The organism is Anabaena sp. TISTR 8404 (assembly GCF_056847745.1).
On sequence record NZ_CP180578.1, the window covers coordinates 1,690,053 to 1,704,189 of the forward strand.

Genomic DNA, 14,137 nt, shown 5'->3' on the forward strand with positions numbered 1-14,137 from the left:
CGTAACTCCTATTTTTATCAAAATTAACTATTAGTTATAATTCTTATATTGCTACCTAAAAAATCCATTAATTTTTATTTTTTAAACAAATAAAAAGCCGCTTCATCACACTTTAAAATATTGAGAGCAAATTATAAAGATTATTAGTGGGTTAGTTTACAGCAACAGCAATTTGCTTGATGATACAAAGACGAAATACTAAGCAATAAAAAATAGTTTCTACTGACTTTTAAGTTGTGTAAATTCCTATTAATTACTAGGCAGCGATTGGAATTAACCTTACAACCTTCACCGAACATGGCAACGCTACTTAAATCACAATTGCGAGTCAATACTGCAATTTCCACTACTTCTACCAAACACCTTGTCTTTATAGATACAGCGATCGCAGACTATCAAAATTTAGCCAACGGTGTCATCCCCAACACTGAAGTCTTCTTACTGGAATCCAACCAAGACGGCATTGAGCAAATTACGGCAATTTTAGCTAATTATCAGCATCTCAATCTAACTAACATTCATATTGTTGCCCACGCTATTCCTGGTTGCTTGTATCTAGGCAACACTAATTTAGGAATCGATACTCTCGATATTTACCAACCGCAACTGCAACAATGGCATAACAATATCAACATTCTGCTTTATGGTTGCAACGTAGCCGCTGGTGATGCGGGGACAGAATTTATCACCAAACTGCACCAACTAACAAAAGCCAATATTGCTGCTTCTCGTGGGCGAGTCGGTAGTACAGTCTTAGGTGGTAACTGGGAATTAGACTTCTGCACTGCAAACATGGAAGTAACTCTAGCGTTTACACAAACAACGTGCCAAGCATACACAGGAGTATTTGCCACCTTCGTAGTTAATGATATCGGAGACAGTGATGATGGTGATCCGAATAACGGTACAACTACTCTTAGGGAAGCAATTAACTTAGCCAATAATACATCCGGGACAGATACCATTACCTTTGCCGACATATTCAGCGACGACATCCCCGATACCATCACCCTTACCTCTGGACAACTAACAATCACTGACAATGTAAACATCATAGGGACTGGAGTATCTCAAATTACCATTAGCGGCAATCATACCTCCAGAGTATTCGAGATATCGGGAGCAGGTACAGATGTCGTGATTGATAGCTTGAATATTGCCAATGGTAACAATTCAACTGCTGCTGTCCAGAACGGTGGAGGTATTTTGGTTAATGCCAATAGCATCCTCAGCCTCAATAACAGTACAGTCTCCGGCAATTCTGCAAACCGTAACGGCGGTGGCATATTTAACTTAGGTACTCTTAGCGTCAGGAACAGTACAGTCTCTGGCAATACTACTGGTACTGATGGTATCTATTCTGGTGGTGGTATCTATAACAATGCCGCTTTCAGCCTAGTTAACAGCACAGTCTCTAACAATTCAGCGAGTTTTGGCGGCGGTATCTATAACCCTCAAAATCGCAACATCAGTATTCGTGACAGTATTATCTCTGGTAATTCTGTAAGTTTCTATGGCGGTGGCATTAATAACGAAGGTAGTCTTAACTTGAGCAACAGTACTATCTTTGACAATTCAGCCAGACAAGGAGGTGGCATTTATACTGGAGGGGAACTTTATTATTTCAGAGTCGGTTCTGCTACCATCACTAACAGCACAGTCTCTGGCAATTCAGCCAGCGAAGATGGTGGAGGAATCTATAACTATAGCAATCTCACTGTAATTAACTCTACGATCGCCAATAATACCGCTGATTCTGATAGTGATGGTACTGGTAGTGGCGGAGGTATTGCCAATGATCGCAGTGCCACTATTGGCGATACCATAATTGCAGACAATTTTGATCACTCTAACTCTGGTGACATCAACCCCGACGTATACAACTATGATGATGAATACACTGGCGTAACTGGGCGCTTCACCGACTTTGGCAATAATCTAATTGGTAATCAAGGCAGTAACACAGACTTTACCACTAGCACTCTCATCGGTACTGATGCCAACCCTATCGATCCCAAACTAGGGCCACTGCAAAATAACGGTGGTAACACCTTAACTCATGCCTTACAACCAGATAGTCCTGCCATTAACGCAGGCAATAATTCCCTAGTTCCTGCTAATACTAGTATTGACCAACGAGGTGCAGACCGCATAGTTGATGGCACAGTGGATATTGGCGCATACGAAGACGGTAGTATTAACAATCCAATCACAACTGCGGATACAGTAGTAACCAATACTAACGATTCTGGAGCAGGATCATTGCGGCAGGCACTCCTTAATGCCAATGCCAATGCCGGGGCAGACATCATTACTTTTGCCGGAGTGTTTCTTGATGATGTAGCAGATATTATTAATCTCACCTCTGGGCAACTTACAATTACCGATGATGTCACCATTATGGGGACTGGGGCATCTCAACTTACCATCAGCGGCAATAATACTTACAGAGTTTTTGAAATATCTGGGACAGATACAGATGCCACCATTAATGGCGTGAAGGTGGCTAATGCTAACAATATATTTGGCGCTATTTTAGTCAATGGCAATGCTACCCTCGATCTGACCAACAGTACTGTGTCTGATAGTAGCGGCTCAGTAGGTGGCATCTTTAACAGAGGCACTCTCACTTTAACTAACAGCACTGTATCAGACAATAATGGCTCTTTTGCCGGAGGCGGCCTTTATAACTCTGGAACTCTCAATTTAAATAACAGCACTGTCTCCAATAACACAGCCAACAATTATGAAGCTTCCACCTATGGTGGCGGCATCTTCAATACAGGCAATCTCAACATCAATAACAGCACTTTTGCTAACAATAGATCGATTTCCGATGCCTTTGGCCGTAATGCCCCTCCTTTTTTACCCGCAACCTACGGTGGCAGTATCTATAACTCTGGGATTGTCAACATAACTAACAGCACCATTTCTGATAGTAGCGCAGAGTCCGGTGGTGGCATCTATAATGCAGGTAACCTCAATATCATTAATACCACTGTCTCTACTAATCAGGCCAGCTACGGTGGTGGTATCGGCAACCAAGGCACTTTGACTGTTAGGAACAGCACTGTTACTAATAACTCCGCATTTCAGTATCAATCTAGTTACTTTTCTATCGATCCTAACGGTGGGGGTATTTTTAACACCGCTGATGGTACAGCCACAATTGGTAACACCATCATTGCAGGCAACTTCGACCTCAATCTTCCTTTTGGTGAATTTAACCCCGATGTTGTTGGTGATTTCAACGACTTGGGCAATAACTTGATTGGTGATAGTACTGGTAGCACAGGCTTTACTACCAGCACCCTCGTCGGCACAAGCACCAACCCCATCGACCCGAAACTCGGCCCGTTGCAAAATAACGGTGGCGCTACCTTAACTCATGCCTTACTCACAGATAGTCCCGCCCTTAATGCTGGCAATAATACTCTCATCCCTGCCGAAATCACTACCGACCAACGCGGGGCAGGATTTGGCAGAATATCCGGCGGCACAGTAGATATCGGCGCATACGAATTTCCATCCACAGGTCTTAACCTGACGGGAACTAGTGGCGATGATACCTTAGAGGGTAGTAATGATGATGACACAATTAACGGTAAGGCTGGGAACGACATTATTACAGGCAAGCAAGGCAAAGACAGTCTCACAGGTGGTGGCGGAAAAGATAGATTTATCTACAATTTAGGAGATGGCATTGATACCATCACTGATTTTGGTGGTGTAGGTACAATCTTCGACGCCACAGCTACAGTTATTGCCGAAGTGGATACTATCAAATTTAATGGTGCTGGCTTGACTGCGCGTAATTTGCTACTTGCCCAAAATGGTAGCAATGTGGAAATTACCTTTGAAGGGGTAGCTGATGCTAAAGTCATCCTACAAAATTTTACCTTAGAGAATTTAGATAACTTCCCAGCATCCCAGACAAGGGGAGCTATTGGTAATATCTTGTTTGACGGTCAAACTAGCTTTACCAATAGCTATGATGTTTTTGATACCTACTCTACGAAAGGCAAACTGTACAACAAGAACATAGTATCTTTCCTCAACGATCGCAATAACAATGTCAAAGGTTTTAATAAATCTGATGATGTGATTAATGGTCTAGGGGGCGATGATAACATCGATGGCAAGAGTGGTAACGACCTACTACGCGGTGGTGCAGGGAACGATACCCTCATTGGCGGTCAGGGTAATGATGTTTTGATTGGTGGTGCAGGGAACGATACCCTCATTGGCGGTCAAGGTAATGACCAGTTTGTTTATCAAACCTTGAGCGATCGCGGTACTAATGGTGATAAAATCAAGGACTTTGATCGCCGCCATGATCAATTAGTCCTGACTGACTTATTTAAGAGTCTGGGCTATAGTGGCAGCAATCCTATCAGCGATGGCTACCTGAGATTTGTGCAACTTGGGGCTGCTACTCAAGTTCAAGTTGACCAAAATGGTGGTGCAGATGATTTTAATACTCTCGTAACTCTCAATAAGTTCACTGTTACAAATCTAGTGGTTGGCTCTAACGTTTTGGTTTAATCATCAGTAGTTTGGCATCCAAGAATGGTGGTTTGTGAGTTAATTAATACAATGCCTTCACCCACTGCCATTCTTGTGCCAATCCCTCTCTCAGCGAAACTTGCGGCTGATATCCCAAAATTTTCTGCGCTTGCGATATATCCGCAGCAGTGTGACGTGCATCTCCCATTGCTTTTTCAATGTAGTTTTTCTTAATAGGCTGACCGACGATTTCCGCCATTGTGTCCAAAACTTCTGTTAAAACTACTCTGCTACCACCACCAATGTTAAAAATTTTACCCACCGCTTCTGTGACACTCGCCGCAGCTAAATTTGCTGCTACAACATCACTCACAAAAGTAAAGTCTCGCGTTTGCTGTCCATCACCATAAATCGGAATTGCTTCATCTTGCAAAACAGCTTTGAAAAACTTATGAAATGCCATATCTGGGCGTTGTCTCGGCCCATAAACTGTGAAATAGCGCAGTGCCACAATTGGCACATTAAAGTTTTTCTGATAAAGTCCACACAAACGTTCTGCGGCTAACTTGGTAATCCCATAAGGTGAAACAGGATGAGGGCAAATGCTTTCGTGGGTGGGTAAAGTTTCGGCATCACCGTAGACACTAGATGTCGAAGCAAATACTAATCTTTTAAGATTTTTTGCATCCTTTGCTGCTTCTAATAAAACTTGTGTAGAGTTGATATTTCGTTCAGTATAAGCACGGAAACCTTCACCCCAACTAGCCCTGACTCCTGCTTGGGCTGCCTGATGGTAGATAATTTCTACATCTTGAAGTAAAGTTTGCCAATCTAAAAACTGAATATTTCCTTCAATCAATGTAAAGTTAGACCAGCAGCTTAAGTGAGCAATATTCTTACGTTTTAATATTGGATCGTAGTAATCATTAAATTCATCAACACCGATTACTTCTTCTCCTTGTTTTAGCAGTACTTCTGCAATATGAGAACCTATAAAACCTGCTGCCCCTGTAACAATAATTTTAGCCATATTCTCAATTTACCTGTTTTTTTGATATTTCCCTGATTGCAATATTCACAGGTTAATACTTATCTTGTGAAAACGTCATCATTCAGCAGTAATGTTTAAATTAATCATTGAAACCTAGCAGAATTACTTACGTGTAATTATTGATGTTTTCTAAAATTAATTTGATTGCAAACATAGTAATTAGTATAAAAAATAGAGGCAAGAGACTAGGGTCTAGAAAAAAAGTTTTTGATGTTTGATTGTGTTAACTAGCTTTTATTCCTTCATGCCTGGTCTTTAAACACAGGACTTGCATCAGTACCGAAATTAGGGAAAAATTGATCCGCGAGTAGTTCTAGTACATAGCTGCCATTGCCAATGGCGCAAGAGTTAGGAAGATAAAGTCTTTTGACTTTTGACTTTTAACTTTTGACTTCCTAGAGTGTTCTCGTGTCACAAGGCACGCAAGAGGAAATCTGTGAAAGTTTTAGTTGTCGGTAACGGAGGGCGTGAACACGCTCTAGCATGGAAACTATTGCAATCCCCGCAAGTTGAGCAAGTCGTCTGTGTGCCGGGAAATGGCGGTACAGCTAATATGGCAGGTTGTCATAATTTGCCCTTAGCTGTGGATGATTTTGCGGGAATCAGCCAATACGCCATAGCAAATAACATTTCTTTAGTGGTAGTCGGGCCAGAAGTCCCACTGGCGAAGGGAATTACAGACTACCTGCAAGCTCAAGGACTAATGGTATTTGGCCCTGTCAGAGCGGGAGCGCAAATCGAAGCCAGTAAGGCTTGGGCAAAGTCTCTGATGCAGGAAGCTGGTATTCCTACAGCTAAGGCTGCGGTATTTACGGAGGCTGCTGCTGCCAAATCTTATGTCAAAGCACAAGGCGCACCGATAGTTGTGAAAGCTGATGGCTTGGCAGCAGGAAAAGGTGTGACTGTTGCTACCACAATAGAACAAGCTGAAAGTTCCATTGATGCCATTTTCCAAGGGCAGTTTGGCAGTGCTGGTGAGTTTGTCGTCATTGAAGAGTGTTTAATTGGCCAAGAAGTATCAGTTTTAGCCTTAACCGATGGGTTAACAATTCGCTCCTTACTCCCAGCACAAGACCATAAACGGGTTGGTGAGGGTGATACAGGCGAAAATACTGGGGGAATGGGAGCATACTGCCCAGCACCGATCGCCACACCAGAATTAATGGCACGGGTGCAAACAGAAGTATTAGAAAAAGCGATCGCCACTCTCCGCAACAAAGGCATAGACTATCGTGGTGTACTTTACGCTGGGTTGATGATTACACCGGAAGGCGACTTTAAGGTGCTGGAATTTAACTGTCGTTTTGGTGATCCCGAAACACAAGTGATTTTGCCCTTATTGGCAACACCCCTCATAGATTTAATCCTGGCTTGTGTACAGCAGCGTTTAGGAGAAATGCCCCCCATTGCTTGGCACAGTGGCGCAGCAGCGACTGTGGTGGCGGCTTCTGGTGGTTATCCGGGAGATTATGCCAAAGGTAAGGTGATAACTGGCATTGACGCAGCCGCCGGAGTCACCGTATTTCATGCCGGGACAAAATTGAACGACCAACAGCAAGTTGTCACCGATGGTGGACGGGTGTTAAATGTGACTGGCACAGGCGAAAATTTTCAACAAGCGATCGCCCAAGCCTACACAGGGCTGAAATATATCCAGTTTGAAGGAATATATTATAGGAGAGACATTGGTCATAGAGTGCTGAATGAAGTATGAAGTGTGAAGTATGAATTATGAATTTGTATCTGGCCTCAGCCTATGGGTTCGACTTCGCCAACTAACCTTCAGACTTCAGACTTCAGACTTCAGAATTCCGACTTCTCTCTACCCTGTTGGACAAATTAACTGTTAATTTTTTAGTTGTTGGGGTTTATCACAAAAACTACTAACAACTTTATTGAAAATGTTGGCTCTGTTAAAAACAATCCGAGAAGCGATCGCCAATTGGTGGTCAGATTTCACCCTCCAAACTAAGCTTTTAGCTGTTGCCACGTTAGTGGTTTCTTTGGTGATGAGTGGTCTGACCTTTTGGGCTGTAAATACAATTCAGCAGGATGCGCGTCTGAATGACACCCGATTCGGCCGCGACTTGGGACTGCTGCTTGCTGCTAATGTTACCCCCCTGATTGCAGAAAATAATCTCACCGAGGTTGCCCAATTTTCCCAAAGATTTTATAGCAGTACTTCTAGCGTTAGGTATATGCTCTACGCTGACGAAGGCGGCAAAATCTTCTTTGGCATTCCATTTTGGGAACCAGAAGTAGAAAATTCCTTGTTGACAATTGAGCGGCGCATAAAACTGCCAGAAGATTATCCTGGTGATGACGATAAGCCAATGGTGCGGCAACATAACACTCCTGATGGAATCGTCACCGATGTGTTTGTACCACTGATCGTCGAGCAAAAATACTTGGGTGTTTTGGCTATTGGAATCAATCCCAACCAAACGGCAGTTATTTCTACAAACTTCACCCGTGATGTCACCATTGCCGTGTTTATCACGATTTGGGTAATGGTAATTTTGGCAGGTGTAATTAATGCTTTAACTATCACCAAGCCAATTAAAGAACTGCTAGTTGGTGTAAAACAAATCGCCACCGGAAATTTTAAGCAGCGCATCGATTTACCCCTAGGCGGCGAACTCGGAGAGTTAATTCTCAGTTTTAATGATATGGCAGAGCGTCTAGAACGCTATGAAGAACAAAATATTGAGGAATTAACCGCCGAAAAAGCCAAACTCGAAACTTTAGTTTCAACTATTGCTGATGGTGCTGTGTTGATTGATAACAACATGCAGGTGATTTTAGTCAACCCCACAGCACGGCGGATTTTTGGCTGGGAAGGTCATGATGTAGTCGGTAGTAATGTTCTGCATCAATTGCCACCAGCTATCCAGATGGAAATCACCCGTCCCCTTTACGAAATGGCGGCGGGTGAATGCGACAGTGCCGAGTTCCGCATTCATCTCAACCAACCAATCAAGCGAACCATTCGGATTTTGTTGACTACAGTACTCAATCTGCAACGCGAAAGTATTAAAGGCATTGCCATTACTGTACAAGATATTACGCGGGAAGTAGAACTCAACGAAGCCAAAAGCCAATTTATCAGCAACGTTTCTCATGAACTGCGGACACCGTTATTTAATATCAAATCTTTTATTGAAACTCTGCACGACTACGGCGAAGACTTGAGTATAGAACAGCGTCAGGATTTTCTCAAAACAGTTAACCATGAAACCGATCGCCTGACTCGTTTGGTTAACGATGTATTAGACTTGTCTAAGTTAGAATCTGGTCGCAGTTACAACTTTGATGGTGTAGATCTCGCCCAAGCTATTGAACAAACACTGCGAACTTATCAACTCAACGCTAAAGATAAAGGGATTGAACTAATTCAAGAAGTTGCTCCTAATTTACCGCTAGTTATGGGTAATTATGATTTGTTACTCCAAGTTTTAGCTAATTTGGTAGGAAATGCTCTGAAATTTACCAAAGCCGGCGGTAAAGTCGCTCTCCGCGCCTACCAATTAGATCCTAAACCCCATTCGCAAAATCAGTCTCTCCGTGTGCGTGTGGAAGTATCTGATACTGGTATTGGTATTGCGCCAGAAGACCAACAAGCAATTTTTGACCGCTTCTTCCGTGTGGAAAACCGAGTTCACACCTTAGAAGGTACGGGTTTGGGTTTATCAATTGTCAGAAATATTGTTGAAAGGCATGGGAGTAAAGTTCACTTGGTCAGTGAAGTTGGTATAGGTACAACTTTCTGGTTTGACTTAGCTTTATGTGATTAGACTTCTTGCGTGAATATTACAACACAAGAATTTTATATCTCACGCAAAGGCGCAGAGAACACAGAGAAATTAGATTATGCGTAATTCCTATCCCACAGAAAAGACGACGCGGAAACCGCAAATCCTTAAACCACCGTCTGATTCATTCCAACTGCGGCTGGCGCTACGACATAGTTCTGCACCGAAGTTCCAGGAACCACCGCGCAACACCCGCCGATGGATATCACCGCCTTCTTCCCAAATTCTTCCATCTGAAGGTGCGCCTTGATAATTGTTGTGCCAAGGGTCAGCGCACCATTCCCAAACTAACCCGTGCATATCGTACAATCCAAAGGCGTTGGCTACTTGAAAACTACCTACATCGGTGGTTTCTTTGCGATATCTGGTTTTTGCTTCCATGATGTAGGTATCGCTGTCGCTGTAGTTGACTAATTCTGTGGTGATTTTTTCGCCAAAGTGAAAGGATGTGGTAGTTCCGGCGCGACAAGCATATTCCCATTCGGCTTCACTGGGGAGGCGATATTCTCGTCCGGTGTGTTGCGAGAGTCGCACGCAAAATTCTACAGCTTCGTGCCAAGAAACGTTTTCTACTGGGCGATTAAGTCCTTTAAATTTGGAAGGGTAGGGATTTAAGGTTTGTTTGACTTTGGGTAAGGCGGTGACAGCACGCCACTGTGCTTGGGTTATAGGATATTTACCCATAAAAAAGGGTGCGATCGCTACTCGATGTTGAGGACGTTCGTCTGCATCGCCTTCAAAGTTGGGTGAACCCATGAGATATGTCCCACCAGGAATCGCTACTATTTCTAGGGTTACGCCTTTACTCAATTCTTCCACAAAAAACTCGGCTGTGGTGCGATCGCGGCTAACTTCTCTACCGCCTGTGTCTACTGTGACTACATCAAATTCACAGGTTTGTAAGGGTGGTAATGGTCTAATGATTTTTGGTTCTGTTGGTAATTTGAGTAATGTCGTTTGAGTTATTTGTGGCTCAATAATAACTGTTTTGGCAGATTTTAAATCGTTGAGAACTTCCGTTGCTGATTGATATCTATCACTCGCCAAATGTTGCAGTAATTTATCTAAAATTTTGCTTAAGTCTTCGCTAATAGAAATACCTTGGGCTTTGACATATTCTTGCCATAACCACTGACCATTCATGGCATCATAAAGCGGATCTTTAATCTGTCCGTAAGCATCTTGAATTGGTAAACATTGAGTTAGCAAACGCACGCAAGTTACACCCAAAGCATATAAATCACTAGCCGGACAAGCAAAACCAGCCATTTGCTCATTCGGAGCGTAACCCATTGTGTAAATTACTGTAGCTTGTCTGGCGATGCTGGTTTGAGTTACTTGTTTTGCACCACCAAAGTCAATTAATACTAATTTGCCATCAGTCTCCCGCCGGATAATGTTGTCTGGTTTGATATCCCGATGCACAACATTACAAGCATGAATAAATTCTAATACTGGTAATAAGTCAGTTAATATATGGCGAATTTTTTCTTCGTTAAAAGGTTGCTCTTGAACTTCTTCTAAGAGGGTTTTACCTTGGATAAATTCTTGGACTAAATATAAACTGGAACCTTGAGCAAAGTAAGCCAATAATCTAGGGATTTGGCTATGATTTTCTCCTAGTTCATACAGTCGAAATGCCTCTTCTTTGAAGAATTCCGCTGCTTTAGTACGTTGTCCGGTTCCTTGAATTTGGGGAAAGAACTGTTTGATGACGCAAGGTGCATCTAGTCTGTCTGCATCTTCGGCTGCGTAAGTTTTACTAAATCCACCTTCGCCTAATAGTCTGATGACGCGGTAACGGTTTCTTAGCAGTTTACCAAAACTGCTTTGTCCGCAACTTATGCAAAATCTATTGCCGTCAGCATTGAATGGATTTGAACAATTGGGATTTTGGCAGATTTGCATAACGAGGAGGAGGTAGCATCTTGTCCAAAGTTAGTCCCAATATTATCGAATTGAAAACCGATTTCTAGACAAATAAATATTAACTCAATTTCATCTGCATATATATCAGCACAAAAATACAGATGAGCGTAAATTTATTTATTTGTCCCTCTGTGTTGGGTACTGTTTAATTTTGAGAATGAATGATAACACTAATTTCCATTCCACCAGGAATGATAGGACGGAAATATTGCTATTGTCAAGGGTATTTGAATATATCTAGAAGTACAAATTCGCTTTTTATTTAGTTGTGTTTGAATTAGTACATTGTGATGAATTTATCAAAGATAAATTAAATACAATTTAAAAATGATCTGTGTATCTTTTTGATTAATTAGATAATATTCATGCTGTAATATAGCCTACAGTAATCTGGGAGACAGCAAATTTTTTACTCTCCAAAATCCTACTTCCGTTCTCCTAAAATCCTCATCAATTCAGCGATAAAAGCCACAATCGCCGATACTGTAATTAGCAACATACTGAGGGCATTAATATCAGGTTTAACACCAGTTCTAATCCGACTAAAAATTTCCATTGGCAAAGTGTTGTAACCGCTACCAGCAGTAAAACTGGCAATCAAAAAATCATCTAAGCTGAGAACAAAAGCCAGCAGACAACCAGCTACAATTCCTGGCATTAATTGTGGTAGTAAGACTTTTATAAACGCTTGTACTGGTGTTGCGCCTAAATCTAATGCTGCTTCTTCTAAGTGCGGATCTAAGTTATTGAGGCGTGAAGCTACAACGAGTCCGACGTAGGCTAGGCAAAATACCACATGGGCGGCGACAATTGTCCATAAACTCAACGGGATGGCAAAGGCGGCGAGAAAAACCAGAGTAGCAACAGCGATCGCAATATCAGGGATAATTAAGGGTAAGTAAGAAGCACCACGATACAAAGTCTTACCCGGAAATTGATAACGCGCCAAACCCACCGCCATTAATGTTCCCAAGACTGCTGAAACTCCCACGGCGCAAAAGGCAACTATCAAACTATTGCTCAATGCAGATAAAATGCGATCGTCACTGAAGAGTTTGCGATACCAATCAAGAGTAAATCCTTGCCAAGTAGCACTGTAAGGAGACTGGTTGAAACTGTAAAAGCCTAGTACCAGTATAGGTAAATACATGAAAATAAACATGATTATTGACAAAACCGCCTGCCATGCGACACGCGGTTTTTTTTGTACTGGAGAAATATTCATGTTTAGAGTTTAGTAATTTTCAATATTTTTCTAGTGTATCTGATTTAACTCAAAAGTCAAAAAATAGGGGTGTAAAAGTTAATTTTCTGATACCCGCCACAAAGAGGCTTAGTTAACACACTATTTAAAACCAAGTTTACCTCTTCAGGAGAGAAAAAATTCTCTACAAAGATAGACAACTTCTTTATAAGTTAAAGTCTAATATTTTGATGCAGTTATTTATAAAATTCGTTTTCAAATTGAATTGATAGTGCTTAGAAAAAAGTGCTGAGTTATAACTTACGTGGGTTGTTCTCACTCAAAACTCATCACTGTTGAATACTAAACAACTGTAAATCAAAAAGCAGACACTATTAATTCAAATATATCTTTTAGGAGGTTTGGGATGAGAATAGCTCAAGTTGCACCACTATGGGAGAGAGTACCACCCCCAGCTTATGGGGGTATAGAGTTAGTAGTGGGGTTACTAACCGATGAATTAGTTCGACGCGGACACGAAGTTACTTTATTCGCCTCCGGTGATTCTATCAGTTTAGCCAAGCTAGAATCAGTACATCCTCGTGCTTTAAGACTCGACAAGAATGTCAAAGAATATAACATTTATGAAATGTTGCAGTTAGCTTCGGTATACGAACGAGCCGATGAATTTGATATTATTCACTCTCACATGGGTTGTGCAGCACTGTCTTATGCAAATCTCGTAAGTACCCCGACAGTTCATACTTTACACGGGGTTTTTACATCTGATAATCAAAAGATGTTTCAACACGCGAAACGTCAACCTTTTATCAGTATTTCTCATACCCAAAGAGAACTAACTCTAGATTTGAACTATACAGCTACCGTCTATAACGGTATTGATGTTAGTAGTTATAAATTTCATCCCGAATCCGAAGAACCACCTTATTTAGCATTTTTAGGTCGGATATCTCCAGAGAAAGGAACGCATTTAGCAATCGCAATAGCAAAACAATCTGGTTGGCGTTTAAAAATAGCTGGGAAGGTAGATGTTGTTGATGTAGAGTATTTTGAACGAGACATTAAACCTTTAATTGATGGCAAACAAATTGAATATTTAGGTGAAGCAAATCATCAACAAAAAAATGCTTTAATGGGTGGTGCAGTAGCAACATTATTCCCAATTACTTGGCGTGAACCCTTTGGTTTAGTGATGGTAGAATCAATGGCCGCAGGTACACCAGTCATTGCTCTGGAATTAGGTTCTACACCAGAGATAATTGCTCACGGCAAAACAGGTTTTCTCTGCAACAATGTGACAGAGTGCGTGAGTGCGATTAATCAAGCAGCGGAGTTAGATCGATATGCTTGTCGCCAACATGTCGAAAATAACTTTAGCTGTCAGCGGATGACTGATGGTTACGAAGAAGTTTATCGGCAAATTTTGCAAAAGAAATTTGCGAAAAATGGGCATCTTCGTAGTACCATAACTTCAGGAATGGTCAAAAATTAAAGCAGTATTCAGGAGCTAGAATCAAACAGTGGCGAGTCGAATTGTTTACTGATTGAGAATCATTAAATCTACAATGTATTAAACTTTTGCAATTTAACCGCTACTTCCACAGAATTCAATTAGATAATTCTGGCTCCTGGTTC

7 protein-coding genes are annotated in these 14,137 nt (G+C 41.6%); 4 read left to right on the forward strand and 3 right to left on the reverse strand.

Features of this window, described 5'->3' with window-relative positions; translation table 11 throughout:
- Positions 1-297 precede the first annotated feature (297 nt).
- On the forward strand, positions 298-4,545 hold the full coding sequence (locus ACMX3D_RS07250) for a DUF4347 domain-containing protein (RefSeq protein ID WP_482750761.1): 4,248 nt from the start codon (positions 298-300) through the stop codon (positions 4,543-4,545).
- Positions 4,546-4,588: 43 nt separating this feature from the next.
- On the opposite strand, the gene ACMX3D_RS07255 is transcribed toward ACMX3D_RS07250, so the two are convergent.
- Positions 4,589-5,536 carry an NAD-dependent epimerase/dehydratase family protein gene (locus tag ACMX3D_RS07255; RefSeq protein WP_482750762.1) on the reverse strand — a complete coding sequence of 316 codons (948 nt, stop codon included), beginning with the start codon at positions 5,534-5,536 and terminating at the stop codon, positions 4,589-4,591.
- A gap of 457 nt (positions 5,537-5,993) precedes the next feature.
- Here ACMX3D_RS07255 and purD point away from each other — a divergent pair, with 457 nt between their 5' ends.
- Positions 5,994-7,271 (forward strand): phosphoribosylamine--glycine ligase, encoded by a 1,278-nt coding sequence (purD, locus tag ACMX3D_RS07260; RefSeq protein WP_482750763.1) that lies wholly within the window; start codon positions 5,994-5,996, stop codon positions 7,269-7,271.
- 187 nt (positions 7,272-7,458) lie between these two features.
- Positions 7,459-9,351 carry a two-component system sensor histidine kinase NblS gene (gene nblS, locus ACMX3D_RS07265; protein ID WP_482750764.1) on the forward strand — a complete coding sequence of 631 codons (1,893 nt, stop codon included), beginning with the start codon at positions 7,459-7,461 and terminating at the stop codon, positions 9,349-9,351.
- Between the two features lie 87 nt (positions 9,352-9,438).
- On the opposite strand, the gene ACMX3D_RS07270 is transcribed toward nblS, so the two are convergent.
- Both ACMX3D_RS07270 and ACMX3D_RS07275 read right to left on the reverse strand, forming a co-directional pair.
- A complete protein-coding gene (locus ACMX3D_RS07270) occupies positions 9,439-11,277 on the reverse strand; it encodes an SUMF1/EgtB/PvdO family nonheme iron enzyme (RefSeq protein ID WP_482750765.1) in 1,839 nt (612 codons plus the stop codon).
- Positions 11,278-11,722: 445 nt separating this feature from the next.
- Positions 11,723-12,523: an ABC transporter permease gene (locus ACMX3D_RS07275; protein WP_482750766.1), complete on the reverse strand. Its 801-nt coding sequence runs from the start codon at positions 12,521-12,523 to the stop codon at positions 11,723-11,725.
- A gap of 385 nt (positions 12,524-12,908) precedes the next feature.
- On the opposite strand from ACMX3D_RS07275, the gene ACMX3D_RS07280 reads away from it, so the two are divergent.
- Positions 12,909-13,994 (forward strand): glycosyltransferase family 4 protein, encoded by a 1,086-nt coding sequence (locus tag ACMX3D_RS07280; RefSeq protein WP_482750767.1) that lies wholly within the window; start codon positions 12,909-12,911, stop codon positions 13,992-13,994.
- Positions 13,995-14,137 lie beyond the last annotated feature (143 nt).

Bases quoted from the DNA above. Each gene is read 5' to 3' on its own strand.
- ACMX3D_RS07280 (WP_482750767.1), top strand. From the start codon at position 12,909: ATGAGAATAGCTCAAGTTGCACCACTATGGGAGAGAGTACCACCCCCA.
- ACMX3D_RS07250 (WP_482750761.1), top strand. From the start codon at position 298: ATGGCAACGCTACTTAAATCACAATTGCGAGTCAATACTGCAATTTCC.
- ACMX3D_RS07270 (WP_482750765.1), bottom strand. From the start codon at position 11,277: ATGCAAATCTGCCAAAATCCCAATTGTTCAAATCCATTCAATGCTGAC.
- ACMX3D_RS07275 (WP_482750766.1), bottom strand. From the start codon at position 12,523: ATGAATATTTCTCCAGTACAAAAAAAACCGCGTGTCGCATGGCAGGCG.
- nblS (WP_482750764.1), top strand. From the start codon at position 7,459: ATGTTGGCTCTGTTAAAAACAATCCGAGAAGCGATCGCCAATTGGTGG.
- ACMX3D_RS07255 (WP_482750762.1), bottom strand. From the start codon at position 5,536: ATGGCTAAAATTATTGTTACAGGGGCAGCAGGTTTTATAGGTTCTCAT.